The 17753-nt window shown below is 63.0% G+C and carries 17 protein-coding genes and 2 pseudogenes; 9 read left to right on the top strand and 10 right to left on the bottom strand.

Annotated elements, in window-relative coordinates; all coding sequences use genetic code 11:
- Nucleotides 1-57 precede the first annotated feature (57 nt).
- On the bottom strand, nt 58-687 hold the full coding sequence (locus RHODMAR_RS05750; RefSeq protein WP_008712263.1) for an SACE_7040 family transcriptional regulator: 630 nt from the start codon (nt 685-687) through the stop codon (nt 58-60).
- A gap of 91 nt (nt 688-778) precedes the next feature.
- Here RHODMAR_RS05750 and RHODMAR_RS05745 point away from each other — a divergent pair, with 91 nt between their 5' ends.
- The 5 genes from RHODMAR_RS05745 to RHODMAR_RS05725 are packed head-to-tail and all read left to right on the top strand — an operon-like array spanning nt 779 to nt 6810.
- Nucleotides 779-2356, top strand: a complete 1578-nt coding sequence (locus RHODMAR_RS05745; RefSeq protein ID WP_008712261.1) for a carboxyl transferase domain-containing protein — start codon at nt 779-781, stop codon at nt 2354-2356.
- A 5-nt stretch (nt 2357-2361) separates the two neighbouring features.
- Nucleotides 2362-4359 carry an acetyl/propionyl/methylcrotonyl-CoA carboxylase subunit alpha gene (locus RHODMAR_RS05740; RefSeq protein ID WP_008712259.1) on the top strand — a complete coding sequence of 666 codons (1998 nt, stop codon included), beginning with the start codon at nt 2362-2364 and terminating at the stop codon, nt 4357-4359.
- Nucleotides 4356-5522, top strand: coding sequence for an acyl-CoA dehydrogenase family protein (locus tag RHODMAR_RS05735; RefSeq protein ID WP_008712258.1), 1167 nt, complete (start codon nt 4356-4358; stop codon nt 5520-5522). The genes RHODMAR_RS05740 and RHODMAR_RS05735 overlap by 4 nt, the downstream gene beginning before the upstream one ends.
- On the top strand, nt 5519-6004 hold the full coding sequence (locus RHODMAR_RS05730; RefSeq protein WP_008712256.1) for a MaoC family dehydratase: 486 nt from the start codon (nt 5519-5521) through the stop codon (nt 6002-6004). Before RHODMAR_RS05735 ends, RHODMAR_RS05730 begins: the two co-directional genes overlap by 4 nt.
- Nucleotides 6001-6810: an HpcH/HpaI aldolase/citrate lyase family protein gene (locus tag RHODMAR_RS05725; protein ID WP_008712254.1), complete on the top strand. Its 810-nt coding sequence runs from the start codon at nt 6001-6003 to the stop codon at nt 6808-6810. The genes RHODMAR_RS05730 and RHODMAR_RS05725 overlap by 4 nt, the downstream gene beginning before the upstream one ends.
- Before the next feature lie 42 nt (nt 6811-6852).
- Here the strand turns inward: RHODMAR_RS05725 and RHODMAR_RS05720 are convergent, their stop codons facing one another.
- Complete coding sequence (locus RHODMAR_RS05720) at nt 6853-8526, bottom strand: BCCT family transporter (protein WP_008712252.1); 1674 nt, start codon at nt 8524-8526, stop codon at nt 6853-6855.
- 313 nt (nt 8527-8839) lie between these two features.
- Here RHODMAR_RS05720 and RHODMAR_RS28945 point away from each other — a divergent pair.
- Nucleotides 8840-8971: pseudogene (locus RHODMAR_RS28945) on the top strand (MaoC family dehydratase); the annotation flags it as partial.
- A 134-nt stretch (nt 8972-9105) separates the two neighbouring features.
- On the opposite strand, the gene RHODMAR_RS05710 reads toward RHODMAR_RS28945, so the two are convergent.
- Together RHODMAR_RS05710 and RHODMAR_RS05705 are read right to left on the bottom strand one after the other, a co-directional pair.
- Complete coding sequence (locus RHODMAR_RS05710) at nt 9106-9900, bottom strand: endonuclease/exonuclease/phosphatase family protein (RefSeq protein WP_008712248.1); 795 nt, start codon at nt 9898-9900, stop codon at nt 9106-9108.
- Nucleotides 9901-9955: 55 nt separating this feature from the next.
- Nucleotides 9956-11200 carry an MFS transporter gene (locus tag RHODMAR_RS05705; RefSeq protein ID WP_157225998.1) on the bottom strand — a complete coding sequence of 415 codons (1245 nt, stop codon included), beginning with the start codon at nt 11198-11200 and terminating at the stop codon, nt 9956-9958.
- A gap of 100 nt (nt 11201-11300) precedes the next feature.
- On the opposite strand from RHODMAR_RS05705, the gene RHODMAR_RS05700 reads away from it, so the two are divergent.
- Together RHODMAR_RS05700 and RHODMAR_RS05695 are read left to right on the top strand one after the other, a co-directional pair.
- A complete protein-coding gene (locus RHODMAR_RS05700) occupies nt 11301-11846 on the top strand; it encodes a helix-turn-helix domain-containing protein (protein WP_008712245.1) in 546 nt (181 codons plus the stop codon).
- A gap of 119 nt (nt 11847-11965) precedes the next feature.
- The gene (locus tag RHODMAR_RS05695; RefSeq protein ID WP_157225997.1) at nt 11966-12193 is read left to right on the top strand and encodes a hypothetical protein; all 228 of its coding nucleotides are present in this window, start codon (nt 11966-11968) and stop codon (nt 12191-12193) included.
- Between the two features lie 99 nt (nt 12194-12292).
- Here RHODMAR_RS05695 and RHODMAR_RS05690 read toward each other — a convergent pair whose 3' ends face one another.
- The 3 genes from RHODMAR_RS05690 to RHODMAR_RS05680 all read right to left on the bottom strand — a co-directional run bounded on the left by RHODMAR_RS05690 (nt 12293) and on the right by RHODMAR_RS05680 (nt 15174).
- Nucleotides 12293-12676 (bottom strand): hypothetical protein, encoded by a 384-nt coding sequence (locus tag RHODMAR_RS05690; protein ID WP_008712243.1) that lies wholly within the window; start codon nt 12674-12676, stop codon nt 12293-12295.
- Nucleotides 12673-13236, bottom strand: coding sequence for a hypothetical protein (locus RHODMAR_RS26890; protein WP_008712242.1), 564 nt, complete (start codon nt 13234-13236; stop codon nt 12673-12675). Before RHODMAR_RS26890 ends, RHODMAR_RS05690 begins: the two co-directional genes overlap by 4 nt.
- Nucleotides 13237-14235: 999 nt before the next feature.
- Nucleotides 14236-15174: an AraC family transcriptional regulator gene (locus tag RHODMAR_RS05680; protein ID WP_008712240.1), complete on the bottom strand. Its 939-nt coding sequence runs from the start codon at nt 15172-15174 to the stop codon at nt 14236-14238.
- Nucleotides 15175-15260: 86 nt separating this feature from the next.
- Between RHODMAR_RS05680 and RHODMAR_RS05675 the strand changes: the two genes are divergently transcribed.
- Complete coding sequence (locus tag RHODMAR_RS05675; RefSeq protein ID WP_232433588.1) at nt 15261-15695, top strand: putative quinol monooxygenase; 435 nt, start codon at nt 15261-15263, stop codon at nt 15693-15695.
- Between the two features lie 252 nt (nt 15696-15947).
- On the opposite strand, the pseudogene RHODMAR_RS28940 reads toward RHODMAR_RS05675, so the two are convergent.
- The 3 genes and pseudogenes from RHODMAR_RS28940 to RHODMAR_RS05665 all read right to left on the bottom strand — a co-directional run.
- Nucleotides 15948-16247, bottom strand: a pseudogene (locus RHODMAR_RS28940) (TetR/AcrR family transcriptional regulator); the annotation flags it as partial.
- A 290-nt stretch (nt 16248-16537) separates the two neighbouring features.
- Nucleotides 16538-17083 carry an antibiotic biosynthesis monooxygenase gene (locus RHODMAR_RS05670; RefSeq protein ID WP_008712237.1) on the bottom strand — a complete coding sequence of 182 codons (546 nt, stop codon included), beginning with the start codon at nt 17081-17083 and terminating at the stop codon, nt 16538-16540.
- Nucleotides 17084-17120: 37 nt separating this feature from the next.
- A complete protein-coding gene (locus RHODMAR_RS05665; protein ID WP_042938137.1) occupies nt 17121-17714 on the bottom strand; it encodes a cysteine hydrolase family protein in 594 nt (197 codons plus the stop codon).
- Between the last annotated feature and the right edge of the window lie 39 nt (nt 17715-17753).

Here is a 17753-nt window from a genome sequence, read left to right as displayed (position 1 = left end):
GAGAATTTACTCTTCCCGTGCCCGCCCCTCGCGAACACGGTGCAGGTCCTCTGAGTGTCAGTGCACCTCTACGCCGACTCCCAGCGCTCTCAGTGCCATTGTCCGCAACACCGGACGAGCATTTCGTGACGGCGTACGCCCCGCGCTGTAGGGCGTCGAGTTGATCAGACCGAACACGGCGTGCGCCGTGGTTCGGGCATCGGCTTCGTTCAAGTCAGGGTCGACGGCACACAGCACCTCGACCCACAGTTCCACGTACTCGCGCTGCATGCGCCGCACTTTGCGGCGCGCGCCCTCGGGCAGGCTCTGCAGGTCGCGATCCTGGATTCGAATGAATGCCGGGGTCTCGAAGGCGAAGTCGAGGTGAAAATCGACCAGAGCCCGCACCGTGTTTGCATCGACCGCTTCGGATCCGATGACGTCGCGACCGCCGTCGAGCAGGTACTCGGAGATCCCGACCATCAGTTCGACGAGCACCGCGTCCTTGTTCGGGAAATGGCGATAGACGGCCGGGCCGCTGATACCGACGGCCGCACCCAGATCCTCGAGCCGTACCGACGCGAACCCGCGATCGGCGAACAGCGACGCCGCGGCGTCGAGCAACTGCTGTCGACGCTCGGCCTTGCGTTGCTCGCGCACGGTCGTCGGCTTCGTCTCCAACTCCTGCACCCCCTCGACCCTGGACACTCAGTTAATCGTAGTTTACTATCATGTCAGTTATCAACCATTAACTGAACTTTTATGACACCGGCGTCCAACCCCCTAAGGCGTGCACCTCATGGCGATCGATACAGCTGCCAACCGGGCAGATCACGAGCTACTCACCGGCGAACTCGCCGAACGGCTCGCCGCCGCAGCCCTCGGCGGTAGCGAGAAGTCTCGGCAGCGGCATATCGCCCGCGGCAAGCTCCTCCCCCGCGACCGCGTCGACGAGCTACTGGATCCTGGCAGCCCATTCCTCGAAATCGCTCCCCTGGCCGCCAACGGCCTCTACGACGACGAATGCCCCGGAGCCGGCGTGATTGCCGGCATCGGCCGCGTCTCCGGTCGCGAGTGCGTGATCATCGCCAACGATGCCACCGTCAAGGGCGGCACCTACTACCCGATGACGGTGAAGAAGCACCTTCGCGCTCAGGAAATTGCCTTGCAGAACACTCTGCCGTGCATCTATCTCGTCGATTCGGGCGGCGCATTCCTGCCGCGTCAGGACGAGGTGTTTCCCGACCGCGACCACTTCGGCCGCATCTTCTTCAACCAGGCGACGATGAGCGCCAAAGGGATTGCGCAGATCGCGGCGGTCATGGGCTCGTGCACCGCAGGCGGCGCATACGTGCCGGCGATGAGCGACGAAGCCATCATCGTGAAAAACCAAGGCACCATCTTTCTCGGCGGCCCGCCGCTGGTGAAGGCCGCAACCGGCGAGGTCGTCACGGCGGAAGAACTCGGCGGCGGCGATCTGCATTCGAAGATCTCCGGCGTCACCGACCATCTCGCAGACGATGATCGAGACGCGCTACGACGCGTCCGCCGCATCGTCTCCACCCTCGGGCCCCGCACCCCACGGCCGTGGGACGTCGTGCGCACGCGTGAACCCATCGCCGACCAGACCGAGATCTACGACGTCGTCCCCACCGACCCCCGCACCCCGTACGACGTGCGTGAAGTGATCACCCGCGTCGTCGATGCAGGCGAATTCGACGAATTCAAGGCCGAATACGGCAAGACACTCGTCACCGGATTCGCCCACCTCCACGGCCACCCCGTCGGAATCATCGCCAACAACGGCGTCCTGTTCGCCGAATCTGCCATGAAGGGCGCACATTTCATCGAACTGTGCGACAAGCGCAGCATCCCGCTCGTCTTCCTGCAGAATCTGTCCGGATTCATGGTCGGCCGAGACTACGAGGCAGGCGGCATCGCCAAACACGGCGCCAAGATGGTGACGGCAGTGGCCTGCGCCCGCGTCCCCAAGATCACCGTCGTCATCGGCGGCTCCTACGGTGCCGGCAACTACTCCATGTGCGGCAGAGCGTATTCGCCCCGCTTCCTGTTCATGTGGCCCAACGCCCGCATCTCGGTGATGGGCGGCGAGCAGGCCGCATCGGTGCTCGCCACGGTGCGCAGCGACCAGCTCGATGCAGCGGGCAAGCCGTGGGGTGACCAGGACCAGGAAGCGTTCAAGGCTCCGATCCGCGACCAGTACGAAAGTCAGGGCAACCCCTACTACTCGACGGCCCGGCTCTGGGACGACGGCATCATCGACCCGGCCGACACCAGGCAGGTTCTCGGGCTGGCACTGTCGGCGTGCGCCAATGCGCCGCTCGAGCCGGTCTCCTACGGCGTTTTCAGGATGTGAGAGGCATGACCACGATGATCGACACCATTCTGATCGCCAACCGCGGCGAGATCGCCGTCCGAGTCGCACGCACACTGCGTCGCATGGGAATTCGCACCGTCGCCGTCTACAGCGACGCAGATGCCGACGCCCGCCACGTCCACGAAGCCGATACCGCAGTACGCCTCGGCCCTGCCAACGCTCGCGAGAGCTACCTCGACATCGGCAAGGTGATCGCGGCTGCGCAGGCCACCGGCGCGCAGGCGATTCATCCCGGGTACGGATTCCTGTCCGAGAACTCCGAGTTCGCGACCGCCTGTGCCGCAGCGGGAATCGCGTTCCTCGGACCACCGGCCAAGGCCATTGAGATTATGGGCGACAAGATTGCTGCGAAGGCTGCCGTCAGCGCATTCGGCGTCCCCGTCGTACCCGGAATCTCCCGACCCGGACTGTCCGACGACGACCTCATCGCCGGTGCGCCCGACGTCGGCTTCCCCGTCCTGGTCAAACCGTCTGCCGGTGGCGGCGGCAAGGGTATGCGTCTGGTCGAACGTGCCGAGGACCTGCCGGCAGCACTGATCAGCGCTCGACGTGAAGCGGCCTCGTCGTTCGGCGACGACACACTCTTCCTCGAACGATTCGTACTGCGGCCCCGGCACATCGAGGTTCAGATCCTCGCGGACGGACACGGAAATGTCATCCATCTGGGCGAACGCGAATGCAGTCTGCAACGGCGGCATCAGAAGGTCATCGAAGAGGCACCGTCGCCGCTGCTCGACGCTCCGACGCGCGCTCGCATCGGGGAGGCCGCCTGCAACACCGCTCGCAGTGTCGACTATTCCGGCGCGGGCACAGTCGAATTCATCGTCTCGGCGGACAGTCCGGACGAGTTCTTCTTCATGGAGATGAACACCCGCCTGCAGGTCGAGCACCCGGTCACCGAGATGGTCACCGGCCTCGATCTCGTCGAGTGGCAGGTCCGTGTAGCTGCCGGTGAAGCGCTCACTCTGAGCCAGGACGATATAGAGCTGACCGGACACGCCATCGAGGCCCGCGTCTACGCCGAGGATCCCGGCCGCGGATTCCTGCCGACCGGCGGCACTGTTGTCGGACTACGCGAACCCAGTGGCACGGGCATCCGCGTCGACTCCGGACTCGCCGTCGGAACCGAGGTGGGCAGCAACTACGACCCGATGCTCTCGAAAGTCATCGCGTACGGCCCCGACCGCGGCACTGCCTTGCGCACGCTCGATCGAGCACTCGCCGACACCGCCGTGCTGGGAGTCGTGACGAACATAGAGTTCGCACGATTCCTGCTCGCCGACAACGACGTCCGAGCCGGCAACCTCGATACCGGACTGCTCGACCGCCGCGTGGAGGATTTCGCAGCCGCCGAGGCAACCGACGAGGCACTGATCGCCGCGGCCGCTATCGCGTGGCTCGATGTGTGGCAGGCAGCAGGCCAGGACATCTGGGGCGCGCCGTCGGGATGGCGAGTGGGAGCGCACGCTCCGTTCCACCGCCGTCTGGCATCCGGTGGCCGCACGGCCCACGTGTCCATCACCGGCAGGCTCGATGCGGCAACGGTCGTCGTCGACGAGGGCTCGCCGCGCACACTCCGGGCCGTGGCGACCGAAGATGCTGTGGATCTGGTCCTCGACGATCGACGCGAAACTATGACGTTCGCCCGCAACGGCTCGGCCACCTGGATTTCCAGTGCCGGGGGCACCTGGCGGGTCGATCGAATCGCCGAGCCCAGTGTGCGCGAAGACGAGGCGCACTCCGGTGACGCCGAAATCCTCTCGCCGATGCCGGGTTCGATCATCGCCGTCGGAACAACCACCGGCAGTACCGTCACCGCAGGCTCGGCCATCGTCGTCGTCGAGGCGATGAAGATGGAACACACCTTGACCACCCCGATCGACGGCACCGTCGAACTGACTGTTGCAGTGGGGGATCAGGTCCGCGTCGACCAGGTCCTCGCCCGAATCGTTCCCACCGACACCGAGAAGGACCCATCATGACCGATCATCTGTCGTCCGCGAATCTGCCCGACGAGTACCAGCAGCTGGTCAAATCCGTTGCCGATTTCACCAGGACGGTCGTCGCGCCGGTGTCGGCGAAACACGATGCCGAGCACTCGTTTCCGTACGAGGTCGTCGCCGGCATGGCCGAGATGGGCCTGTTCGGCCTGCCCTTCCCCGAGGAGTTCGGCGGCATGGGCGGCGACTATTTCGCCCTGTGCTTGGCACTCGAAGAGCTCGGCAAGGTCGATCAGAGCGTGGCCATGACGCTCGAGGCCGGTGTCTCGCTCGGTGCCATGCCGGTCTACCGCTTCGGCAACGACGAGCAGAAGCAGCAGTGGCTACCCAAGCTGACGGCGGGCAAGGCCTTGGCTGCGTTCGGCCTGACCGAGCCCGGTGCCGGTAGCGACGCCGGCGGCACCAAGACCACAGCCAAGCGCGACGGCGGTGACTGGATCATCAACGGCAGCAAGCAATTCATCACCAACTCCGGTACCGACATCACCGAACTCGTCACCGTCACCGCGGTGACCGGCGTCGACGAGGCAACCGGACGCAAGCAGATCTCCTCGATCTTGGTTCCCACCGACACCCCCGGTTTCGTCGCCGAAGCCGCCTACAACAAGGTCGGCTGGAATGCGTCCGACACGCATCCACTGAGCTTCACCGATGTGCGCGTGCCGCAGGAGAATCTGCTCGGAGAGGAAGGCCGCGGGTACGCGAACTTCCTGCACATCCTCGACGAGGGCCGCATCGCGATCGCCGCCGTGTCGGTCGGTGCCGCGCAGGGTTGCGTGGACGAGAGCGTCAAGTACGCCAAGGAGCGTGAGGCCTTCGGTGCTCCGATCGCCCGTAATCAGGCGATCTCGTTCAAGATCGCCCGGATGGAGGCCCGGGCGCACACCGCTCGGACGGCGTACTACGACGCTGCCGCACTGATGCTGGCGGGCAAGCCCTTCAAGAAGGCAGCCTCCATCGCCAAGCTCGTCGGCTCCGAGGCGGCGATGGACAACGCGCGCGATGCGACGCAGATTCACGGCGGCTACGGCTTCATGAACGAGTACGTCGTCGCCCGTCACTACCGCGACAGCAAGATCCTCGAGATCGGCGAGGGCACCACCGAAGTCCAGCTGATGCTGATCGCGCGGAGCCTCGGACTGTGAGCGACAAACGGATTCGCCAACGTGGCCTGTGGTTCGAGGAGATGGAACTCGGCACCGTCTACGAGCACCGCCCGGGCCGGACCATCACCGAGGCCGACAACACGCTGTTCACCACCCAGACGATGAACACTCAGGCCCTGCACCTCGATGCTGCCTACAGTGAGACGACGTCTTTCGGAGAGCGTCTGGTCAATTCGATGTTCACCGTCTCCACGCTCGTCGGACTCTCGGTGACGCAGTTGACCCAGGGCACCATCGTGGCGAACCTGGGCTTCTCGGAGGTCTCGTTCCCGAAGCCGCTGTTTCACGGCGACACCCTGTACGCCGAGACCGTGATCTCGGACAAACGTGAATCGAAGTCTCGTCCCGGCGAGGGAATTGTGACGTTCACCCACACCGGGCGGAACCAACACGGCGATGTCGTCGCGGTTGCCGTCCGTAAGACTCTCGTCCGGATGCAACCACCGGAGGACGCGTCGTGAACTGGCTTCCTCCCGGTCCGTCGTGGTTGTTCTGCCCGGCAGATCGACCCGAGCGATACGAGAAGGCGGCGGCCCGAGCAGATGTCGTCATCATCGACCTCGAGGATGCCGTCGGAGCCGCAGACAAGGCCGGTGCGCGGGAGTCGCTGCTGTCCACCCCACTGGATCCGGCGCGCACCATCGTTCGCGTCAATGCGCACGGCACCGACGATCAGACCGCGGACCTCCAGGCGTTGAAACAGACCGAGTACACGACCGTCATGTTGCCCAAATGTGAATCGGCCGAACAGGTCGCGGCTCTGGCTCCGTTGAACGTTGTCGCGTTGATCGAATCCCCGCTCGGTGCGATGACGGTGTTCGACGCACTCGCCGCCGACAACGCGATCGGTGCCATGTGGGGTGCCGAGGATCTGGTCGCTGCCATGGGCGGCAATTCGAGCAGACACGCAAGTGGCATGTACCGCGCTGTGGCGCAGCATGTTCGGTCGCACACGTTGCTCGCAGCCAAGGCGCGTGGGTTATTCGCGTTGGATTCGGTGTTCCTCGACATCCCCGATCTCGACGGGGTGCGCGCCGAAGCCGACGACGCCGTAGCTGTCGGCTTCGACGGCAAGGTTGCCATTCACCCGAGCCACCTCCGCGTCATTCGCGATGCCTACGCGCCCTCTGCCGACGACATCGACTGGGCCACAGCCGTCCTCGCGGCCGTCGACCACAATCGTGGTGTCTTCACCTTCCGTGGGCAGATGGTCGACGCCCCGGTACTCGCGCATGCTCGACGCATCATCGCGCGTAGGCCGTCGTAGGCCCGTAGTTGCAGGCCCGCAATCGAAGTGCGGATCGAACGGCTAGGTACGGTCGTCCGCGTCTTCGAAGTCACGTGCGAGAGGCGACGAGCTCACCTTGTCCGACTCGGTGACGGTCGATTGACCGTTGTGCTCTCGGAACTCTTCTCGGGTGAGCGGTTTCACCCTGACCCCTTCGGCTCTCAGTCCCATCACCAACGCGATGATCATCAGCGAGACCAGAATGAAGATCGGTAGCCCGATCACGGTGATGACCTGTTGCAGCGCTTGCAATCCCGCTTCGCCTCCCAGCACGATCAGCGTGGCAGCCACCGCGCCTTCGGTGACGCCCCAGAACACGCGTTGCCGCACTGGCCCCGCCTCACCGTCGCCCGAGCACAACATGTCGACCACCAGCGATGCCGAGTCCGAGGATGTCGCGAAGAACAAGGCCACGACGACCACTGCGATTCCTTGAATCAAGGTGGCAGCTGGAAAATTCTCGAAGAAGGTGAACATTGCCAACGGAATGCTCTCGGACACCGCGTCCGAGATCGGACCTCCGCTACCCCCGATACCGTCGATTCTCATTGCAGACCAGCCGAATACGACGAACCACACCAGCGTGAACAGCGACGGCGCGACCAGGACTCCCACGACGAACTGGCGGATAGTGCGGCCTCGCGAAATGCGGGCCAGAAATACTCCCATGAACGGGGCCCAGGTCACGGTCCACGCCCAGTAGAAGACTGTCCAACCGCCCTGCCAGCCCCACCCTCCATCAGAGGTGAACTCGGCCATAGCGTCGTTCCAGAAGGACAACGGAACGATCTCCTGCGCGTAGTTGCCGAAGCTCTCGAATATCTGGCGCAGCAGAAAGACGGTGTCCGACGCGATCAGCACGAAAATCATCAATCCGACGGCGACGAGGATGTTCAGATTGGACAACCGGCGCACGCCCTTGTCCAAACCGACAACGATGGAGGCCGTGGCCACCGCCGTGAGCACCCCGATGATCAGGACTTTCGACCACACGGCGTCGGGAAGTCCGACGAGCTCGCTCAATCCCGCGTTGATCTGAGACGTACCGAGTCCCAACGACACGGCCAATCCGAAGATCGTTCCCAGCACAGCGAACACATCAATCGTCTTGCCGATCGGCCCCGAGATACGTTCTTTCAGAATCGGATAGAACACCGAGGAAACGCGCATCGGCAACTTGTAGCGGTAGATGAAGAATCCGAAGGCTAACCCCGGCAACGTGAAGATAGCCCAGGTGTGCAAACTCAGGTGATAGAGAGAGATACTCATCGCGTCCTGGGATGCTTCGACGCTGTAGGGCTCCACACCGTCGAAGGGCGGTGCGGAGAAGTGCGAAATCGGCTCCGCGACGCCCCAGAACATCAGCACCGTTCCGATGCCGCCCGCGAACAGCATCGCGAACCACGACAAATTCGAGTATTCGGGTCTGTCGTCGTCATCCCCGAGCCGCAGGCGACCGTATTTACTGATGGCAACCCAGACCAGAAACACCAGCCAGACCGTGACTCCGATGATGAAGAACCATCCGAGATTGGTGACGATCCACTCTCGCCCGACGCCGAACGCGTTGCCGACCCAGTCCTGAAAGACGAGGAACAACACCAGCAGCGCGATAGTCAATCCTGCTGAGCTGAAAAAGATGTGATTGTCGGTTCTGAGGCCCAGTTTACGGGCAAGTGTGTCCACGTGTGCCATCACCATCCTCGACGGCACGGTTCGTCGGATTCGGGTCCTGCGCGGTCGTTCGGGCGTGCCGTCGCCGATCTTTAACTTTTCTTTACGAGAGCCCACTTGTCCACCGTTGCAGCCGAGTTGTTACCTGGCCGACATGATCGAACGCACCGAGCTCGACCCGTCGTATCACCCTCTGCACCAAGAGACGCGGCGCGGTCAAATGCGGAGGCTGCACGGACAATCCCCGGACGCGACACAGATCGAGGACGGCTACGGGTTCGTGAACGAGTACGTCGCCGCCCGTCACTACCCAGACGATGACACCCAGGCTCTGCACCTCGATACGCTTTATGCCGACACCGTGATCTCGGACAAGTCCGAATCGAGGTCCCGCCCTGGCGAGGGCACCGTGACGTTCACCCACACCGGACGCAACCAGCACGGCGATGTCGTCGCGGTCGCTTCATGGTGGGCAGTATCCCAGCGAAATGCATCGTGTCCCAGGGTCGAGCACCGACGGAGTGAAATTGAGCGTCCTGCTCGATCCGATCGCGTCCGAACACTCGATGCCTCCATCGAACCGTGCGTCCAATATCGGCGTCAGATGTCCAACACCAGCGCTCGGTGATCGGACACTTCAGGCTCTGTGACGATCTCCAAACTTTTCACTGAACCCGTCGACGAGACCAAAAGGTAACTGGCACTGCGGATTGGCTTCGGATAGCTCGACGCGCGGGTATCGGCCTCACCGACGAGATCGGTCATCCCGTGCTCGCGCAGCAGATCGAAGGTCTCGCTGGACGGCAACAGATTGAGATCGCCGCACAGCACCACCAGATCGCTCACGACCTGAGCCTGATCGACCATCGCGCCCATGATGCGGGCCTGTTCTCCGCGAGCTGCATTGTCCTGCTTGCCCGCTGGGTCTCGAAGACCGTGCAGTTGAATTACCGAGACGGACCTGTCGCCGATGCGATCTCGCACCGTCAGCCGAAGTGCCGCGCGTGGGCGGTCGTCGACGCTCCAGTCCTCGTAGTCGACGAACCTGGAATGAACGAATCTCGCATCGATCCCGACGACCGGACAATTGTCGCGTACCCACGTCGCAATACCGAAGTCCTGACGCAACTCGGCACCGTCGCCGCCGGTCACCGGACCCGAATCGTTCGCAACGAAGTACGGGGTCCAACCTGGGAGCACGGCCGAAACGTCGTCGAACAGATTCAGTCTCTGTGGCAGAGTGCGCTCACCGTCGGCGAAAGTGGCCCAACCTGATCGATTCGGCGTGCGAGTGACCTCTTGTAGGCAAATAATCTCTGCATCAACACTTTTCAACCATGCCGCGAGCTCGTCGTACATCGCGCCGCCCCACGCATTGATCGATACGATCTTCACTGCGTGATCATAGACACACCGGGAGCGTCGCGGCGACCGATTATCGCGCAGCCAATTACCTGTCTTCGGATGCCGGCACGTTCCGTCCGGCCCACCATCCACACAGTGCCAGCGGAACCATCACCAGGAGCAGGGCCACGAGGGGAAGGGTCCACGAACCTGTTGCGCTGCGGAGTGCGCCCGCAGCGAGTGGCCCCAGCGCGGCCACGAGGTAGCCGATCGACTGCGCCATCGACGACAAGCTGGTGGCGGTAGATGCAGTCGGTGACCGAAGGTTGATCAGCGTCAGCGCCAATGAAAGCTGTCCTCCCTGACCGAGTCCGAGCAGAACTGCCCACAGTACGGCCGTACCGGTACCTGCGGTCAAAACTCCGATCAATCCGGCCACGGACAGTGCGACGACGCCGACGGCGAGCACACTTTGCCGGGGTAGACGAGTCGCGAGTATCGGGACGGTGAGCGCCGTCGCGATACTCGAAACAGACAGTGCGGTCAGTAGTAGCCCAGCGTGCTCGGCAGTCAGCCCTCGGTCGCGATAGATGGTCGGCAGCCAGGCAATCATCGAATAGGCCAACAGCGATTGCATGCCCATGAAGCCGGTGGCGGCCCAGGCGACGGGTGAGCGCAGTACCTCAGACTGCCATCGCGGAAATGTTGACACGGTCGCCGGTGCAGATTGACTAAATCTGTTGTACCGCAGGGTAATCAGTGTCAACGCTAAGACCGCGAGCACGGCGGGAAATGCCCAAGCGAGCAACGTAGCTCGCCAATTGTGAAACAGCGCATCGTCGATCGGGATCGTCGCACCCGATGCGATTCCTGCACTCGCGCTGACCATTGCTGTGAACAGGCCGGTCATCGGGCCGATCCGATGAGGGAAGAGCAGCCGTACCAGGATCGGGCCCAAAACGTTCGCTACGGCAATTCCGATGCCTGCGAGCAATGTTCCGCCCACGAGCACCGGCCACCACGGTGTTCCCCTCAGCGCGGTCCCGAGAAGCACGAGCAGCAAGCAGCCGGTGATGACGGCGGGCACGCTCCAACGCCGGACTATCCGCGCCGCTGCGATGGCGAATATCCCGAGACAGACCACCGGCCCGGTGGTCAGCAGCGCGGCAGAGCCGGCTCCGAGTTGGTAGGCCTCGCGAATTTCGGTTATCACCGCCGATGCACTGCCGAAGACCAGCCGAAGGTTGAGGCCCAGCAGTACGACGGCCAGCACCGCTGACCCGGTGCCGACCGCAGAAAGCGGAGTCGCAGGACTCGCGCGCACTACTGCTGAACCGGGTGGCCTGTTCACCAGACAGACTCTTGCAGCCATGACGCATCGAATCAACCCTGTGGGCAATCTAGATTACCCGTGGGGTAATTTTCTACGACGGAGCGCATAGAGTGCACCCATGCCGGAGGACGAGAATTGGATCGGGCGCAGAATTGCCACACTCCGCCGCGAACGGGGTTGGACCCTTGCCGCAGTAGGTGAGCTAATCGGCCTGTCCGCCACCCAGCTGTCCAGGATCGAATCCGGCGGACGCCAATCCTCGGTAGGGACACTGATCGAGTTGGCTCGCGTATTCGAGGTGTCGTTGAGCGAACTCGTCGCCGAGGAATCGACACGGGACTTCCACCTCATCCGATCCCAGGATCACGCACCGCACGAATCCGCTAACGGCACAATGACAACACTGTCCGGCGGCTACCCCGGACTGGACGCCGTGCTGCTGACCATCCCCCCGACCGCTGACGCCCCGATTGCTCGCCACTCAGGCGAAGAGTGGCTCTACCTGTTGGACGGATCAGTAGAGGTGACGATTGGAGCGGAGCAGGTTCAGCTGGACACCGGCGATGCCCTGCACTTCCCATCGCATACAACGCATTCGGTGCGCGGACTAGGCGATGCCCCCTCCCGCGCTCTCCTCGTCTCCACCACGCCGAGGTCCCCTTGACGCACGGACTGCTCCACTCTGCGGGATCGCACGCCGGGACCGCGTTGTGCGGTAACGAAGCGGAGCAAAAATTGCCGTCGCCATTGCCGCATCGAACCCGGCCATGAGACCGTAAGCCTGTGGAACCCATGCGCCCGGTCGACTACGTCGAGCATCAGGACTCCGTAGTCGAACGACGCCGCACGCGACTGTGGCGGGTGTTCTTCGGATTCCTGCTGGTGGGGCAACTCATCGCCTTGACGGTGTTCGACGTCGACTTCTGGTGGGCCCTTGCCGCCACTTCGACATTGGTCGGGCTGCACGAGGCGTGCTGGTTTGCAATCGGCCGTCGCCGCTCCGTCGTATGAGGGCTTCATCCTGAACAAGGATGATAGACAACGAAACCGAGATTATCCCGCGGCGTGACAGACGACGTCAGCTCGGCCGCAGGTGTTCCATCGGGCTCGTTACCACCTGTCGTAGATGGACTTTCGGTCATCGTCCCGGTTGTTCCCAGCATCGTCCGACGGCCGTTCGGTCGCTACTCGATCCACGATTCTGGCCACTCGACAGTCGTCGGTGAGTTCGCGCCGGATTTCCGCTGCCGCCGCTTCTGCGTCGGCCAGTGCTTCGCTGTGGGTGCGGGCGATCGCGGCGGAGGCATCATCCGGACTGGCCTGCGAAAACCATTGCGAAACAACCATCTTGGTGATCCGGCCATCGATGAAGACCTCGATCGTCAACTCGCCGTCCCTCGAGGTGGCCGCACCTCGTAGGAGCGTCAGGGATCGATGGACGCGAGCGACTTTCACAGGGATCTCTTCGACGTCAGCCTCGGACCGGCTGGTCATCGTTGTTCGATCACCAGAGGAGCGACAGCGCGCGGAGGGGTCTGTCCGGCCTCGATCTCGAAGCACGGCGAGGACCCTCCCAAGCTCAACCCTCCGTCCGTGCTCAGCAGCGCATCGACCACATACTGATCGGGTGTCCGCGCGGTCGCCGAGGTACCTCCGTCCTTGCTGGCATCCTCGACCGTCCAACCCCACTCGGCCCAGCTGGACAGCAATAGGTCCAGATCATGTCGACCTTCGCCGCCGAGAACCACCCAGTAGCCGGCACTGAAACGATGCGGCCCGTCGACGATCGTGTTGTCTGTGTAGCAGGGTGCGAATCCTCCTGTGGGAAGACTCGATTGAGGGAAGTCCGGATCATCGACATCCAGTCGCGCACCTTCCCGCAACACCGATAGTGACCGTCCCAGCACCCCGACGGTCCGAGCCTGTGCTTGCTCCTGTGTCAATGTGCTGTCCACATCTGCTCCGTTCTGCGAGCACCCGACGGTGAGAAGCACACACGTCAGTGCGATCGCGAGGGGTGTTCTCGTCGTGCCCCGGACGGTCTCAACAGTCATTCGACATTTCCTGCACTTGTCATGACCCTCGCCATGAGCGCCACGGCCTCGTGGCCTCGTGGCTGGAAGCGAGGGGCGCAATCGCAGCGGACCGGGCAACACAACCGAACGCGGAATTCGGCATCGCATCGGCCGCGGCCACAATCGGAGCTACCGGATCCAACGACCCCACCGAATCGGCGGTGGCCGTCAGCGCCGCCCACAACGCGTCGAGATCGACCCGCAAGCACAGATATTCCCCCCGGCAGTGCCGTCACGCCCTCCCCAGCGCCGCGCCAGCGTAGCAGTACGAACGCTCGCGTCAGGGCTGTCGATACAGATCGGCCCAGCCCACTGCCGTCGTTTCGGTCCGCACTCACGACTTGTCGTGCCGACATCGGACGAATGCGTTGAGTGCGTGTCGAACCGGCCGAGATGCCGGTGTGCAACGAAAAAGCCCCGAACCGCATCGCTGCAGTTCGGGTCTTCTTCTTCTGTACGCCCGAAGGGATTCGAACCCCTAACCTCCTGGTAGTAGCTCGAAGGATTCAACGGACCGTGGTGGTCTCGTAGATACACGCTGAGGTGCAGTTTCGGGAAGTCGAGAGTTCGCCGCGGTTCACATGGGTTCACCCGAACAAACCCCGAAAGTGTTGAGTAAGTGTTGATGACAGCGCTCATCCGCGGCTGCCTTCACTCGGTACTGCTTGCGGTCACGGGTAGTACGGGGTCAATCGTGATGAACGTCCGGTGAAGATGCCTCAGCTTCGTACAGACATTCGGGCAATCAGTGGAAGGTGATGCCCTGAGCAAGCACATCGAAGGTCTCTACAACCCGCGGCGTCGACATTCAGCACTTGGGAATCCCCTCGGCACATCAATCGCCGCGTGCGTGGACGTCGTCGCCGCCCGTGAGGTCCATCCGTGGTTGCGGTTCAGACGGTGGCAGTCACCGAAGAGGAGGGCGAAGTTGGTGATGTCGGTGGGGACGCCGTCTTCCCGGAACACGATGTGACGACGTCACACCCGGAGGGAATCGACGTCGGCCCGTGACCGCATTCGGTATTGGCCGGGCGGGATTTGCCGTTCACGGCGGAAGGCGCGACTGAAGGCGTACACGGTGGTGTAGCCGATGTCGGTTGCGATCGTGTCGAGAGAGTCGTCTGTATCGCGCAGACGAACGGCAGCGAGGTTCATCCGCCACTCAGTGAGGTACCTACCGGGAGTGGTTCCGGCGAACACGGCGAATCGCCGCATCAATGTCTGCTTGGACGTCGACACTTCGCGCGACAGAGAATCGGCTGTCCAGGGGAAACCAGGCGCTTCGTGGAGTTTCGTCACGGCCGCATAGAGCAGCGGATCGCGAAAAACGCCCCACCAGGACGCGTCCGCTTCCGACTGGGTGGAGAACCAGGCCCGCAGGACCTCCACGAGAAGGACGTCGACCAGCCGATCCAGGAGAAGGTCGGTTGCAGGCCCCGGCGCGGACAACTCTCTGCCGAGGAGCTTGACGACATCGGTCGCGCTCGCACCGAGCTGCTGTGCCCGGAAATGGATTACCTCAGGCAAGAGCCCGAAGATGCGACGTGTGGCCGCTGGATCGTAAGTGAACGAGGCGCCGAGAATTTGGGTCTGCACTTCGCCGTCCCCCAGCTTCAGCACCTCGCCTCGGAGTCGAGCACGACTGGCGGCCGCGTTGTCGCAGGAGTGCACGGTAGCTGACGGCGCGCTTACCAGCGCGTGAGCCGAGCCCTGAGGGAGCATTACGACGTCGCCGGGCATCAAGAGTCGCGGTTCATCGTCTTCGGTCATGAGGTAGGCCACGCCGGCGGTGACGGCATAAACGACGGCATCGCGGTCGCCCACCCACTCCACGCCCCAGTCGCCGGCGGCAGCTATCCGAGCGCCTGCACTGCCCCGGACCGAAGAGACCGACAACACTTCAGAGAGAACGTCCACAACTTCCAGCGTAGCGATCTTCCACCGAAACGCTCAGGCAAACGGACTTGTGGTTCTTTGGGGTATTGAATTGGCCTCTACGGCCATTGAACCATGCCTACAGCGGATTTAGCGTTGATGAGAGCCAGAAGCTCTCAGCTTCGGCACCGACGAAAGAAGCGCTGATGAGCACGCCCGAAAACACCGTTCCCGATGGCCTCGTTCCCGCCGATGTGTTGGCATCGACAACCCCCGTGGCGGTCTACGGCTTCGCTCGCGCCAAAGCGGGCAAAGAACAGGAACTGGCAAACCTGATCCGATCCATCATCCCCGAAGTGCGCGCCGAGCAGGGATACGAGCAATATTCAGTGCACAACGCGACACAGCAGCCGGGTGCCTTTGCCTTTTATGAACGATGGTCGACGGGCGCTGACATTGCTCGGCACCTCCAGCAGCCGTTCATGCAAATCTATTTCGGCGCACTGCCCGACCTCGTCGAGGGTGACCTCGAAGCCGAATGGCTCTGGCCCCTGAGCGCCTGAACCGTCCCAGTCTCGAGCCCGAAGCGCGCTGCGAGCAGCGCCCACCATCTCTACAACCGGGGTTTACAAGTATGGGAACAGCAGGCGGCTTACTGGCCGCCCAGCGTGCACGACCTGACCGATGGCAGAAACCTGGACACACCAGACTGGGGCTCTCGACACCGAGCGCGGGGGTGGTGCGGTCGTCGACCGCACCACCTCTGTTCTCATTACTTGGTCTTGGGGTCGTTCGCGGCATCAGTTGCCCTTGCCTCAATCGCTGGCGTTGAGTGCGCCTATAACCATGTGATGCAGCACTATTCGAGTATTCGAGAAGGAAACGCGACCAGCGCTGTACGGTGTCGAGTTCATGAGTCCGAACACCGCATGCGCCTGAGTACGTGCGTCGGTCCAAGAGAGCTAGGCGTTGCAGGTACACAAGGTCGTCACCCACAACTCGACGTATTCGCGCTTCATGCGACGGACCCTGCGGCGAGCGGACTCCGGGAGGCTCTGCAGGTCACGGTCTTGGACCCGAATGAGGGCCGGAGAGCGAAGGGCGAAGTCCAGATGAACGCTCGACTGATCGTTGCTCGGCAGCGCTGATCACCCGCCGCTGAGAAAGTGGAATGGCGGAATAAGCCGACCAGGACGGCCGCGAGAGGCGGCAGTGCCGGGTTCTGCCGCCGGCCCAGGTCGAGCAGTTCGGCTTTGCCGGCGGTGCATGGATGGCAACGAATACAGCATCCAAGGCACTGAGTTGTGCCGAGAATTGCTGCGGAGTGAGGTCAGTGCGCCCTCCACGTGATGTTCGTAGCCTGTCCATCCGGAGCGGTTCGGCCTCGGTCTGGTGTCATGCCTCCTCACCGCGCAAGCCAGAACGACAGCCGCGCGGTGAGGAACGGCAACACCACGTAAGTCATGAACGGTGTGCAGAGCGTGGTTACCAAGAGTGTGCGAGCAAGTGTCGACCATTCGACGAGATGCGGCCCGAGAATGTGGTTGAGCAACAGGCTCACCGGGAAGAAGCCCAACCACACCACTGTCGTTTGCTTCCACCTCGGTACTGGAGGCGCCGACGTCTCAGCAGGCAAACTGAGACCGTCGAACCACCCCTCGACTCCGGTGAGATGTCTGGTCTCTGCGGCTTCGACGAATTCGGAGTTGTGCTGCAACCACACCCGACGCTCATTGCTTTCCAGCCATGTGTCGAGATGACGCTGTGTGTCGAATCGGTAGACGACATGTGCGATGTCCGAATGCCCGTCCGACCGCAGCCAACCGCCACCGAGGAAACCGTCGAACTGGTTGGCCTCCGCGAGGCCGGTGCTCGTCCATGCGATGAATGCATCGTGCCGACCTGAGTGGATTCGCCTTGATACGACAGTGGTCACTGTCTGCACGGACATGTCCTCGTCAGATGCAGTAGTCGCAGCAACCTCTTCGTCACCGGGCACTCGCACCGTCCGGCGTCGGCCTGTGCAGCATCGCCAGCCACTCCGACGACGGGTACACCGCCACCCCGCGTGCAGGAAAGAGCCGCGTCAGAAGGAACTCGTGCACATCCTTCTCCGCGTCGGCGCACGCGTCCGACAGCACGCTCACGCGGTAGTCCAGGTCGCTCGCCGCGTACACCGTCGCCGCCACCACCGCCGAGGTCGCGACGCCGCACACCACGACTTCGTCGATGGCATTGCTCCGGAGCACGAGGTCGAGGTCGGTGGATGCGAAGCCGCTGGTTCGGCGTTTGAGGACCACGCTGTCCTGTGGTCCGGGCGCCAACCTCGAATCGGTGAGCGTCGCATCCGAGGTGTCATGGAACAACTCCCCCATGCCGTGGAACTGTGTGAACAGAGTGTTGTTCGGATGGACGTCGGATCCGTTGGACCGCAGCCCGGCACGCAGGTGCACGATGTGCACTCCTGCGCGCCGGGCTGCAGGCACCACGGTTTCGAGTACCGGAACGACGGGTGCGGCAAACGGGAAGTTCTGGGTGATCCCGGATTGGACGTCCCCCACGATCAATGCGGTTCTCGTCACGAGAGGGTCCTTTCACAAGGGTTCACGATCATGCGCACA

This window comes from Rhodococcus sp. AW25M09, from assembly GCF_000333955.1.
In the GTDB taxonomy this organism is placed as follows: Bacteria; Actinomycetota; Actinomycetes; order Mycobacteriales; family Mycobacteriaceae; genus Rhodococcoides.
The sequence above is the reverse complement of the archived record's forward strand: the minus strand, read 5'-3'. Positions and strand labels throughout refer to the sequence as shown.

Bases quoted from the DNA above. Each gene is read 5' to 3' on its own strand.
- RHODMAR_RS05745 (WP_008712261.1), top strand. From the start codon at position 779: ATGGCGATCGATACAGCTGCCAACCGGGCAGATCACGAGCTACTCACC.
- RHODMAR_RS05720 (WP_008712252.1), bottom strand. From the start codon at position 8,526: ATGGCACACGTGGACACACTTGCCCGTAAACTGGGCCTCAGAACCGAC.
- RHODMAR_RS05700 (WP_008712245.1), top strand. From the start codon at position 11,301: ATGCCGGAGGACGAGAATTGGATCGGGCGCAGAATTGCCACACTCCGC.
- RHODMAR_RS05740 (WP_008712259.1), top strand. From the start codon at position 2,362: ATGACCACGATGATCGACACCATTCTGATCGCCAACCGCGGCGAGATC.
- RHODMAR_RS26890 (WP_008712242.1), bottom strand. From the start codon at position 13,236: ATGACTGTTGAGACCGTCCGGGGCACGACGAGAACACCCCTCGCGATC.
- RHODMAR_RS05735 (WP_008712258.1), top strand. From the start codon at position 4,356: ATGACCGATCATCTGTCGTCCGCGAATCTGCCCGACGAGTACCAGCAG.
- RHODMAR_RS05690 (WP_008712243.1), bottom strand. From the start codon at position 12,676: ATGACCAGCCGGTCCGAGGCTGACGTCGAAGAGATCCCTGTGAAAGTC.
- RHODMAR_RS05670 (WP_008712237.1), bottom strand. From the start codon at position 17,083: ATGTCCGTGCAGACAGTGACCACTGTCGTATCAAGGCGAATCCACTCA.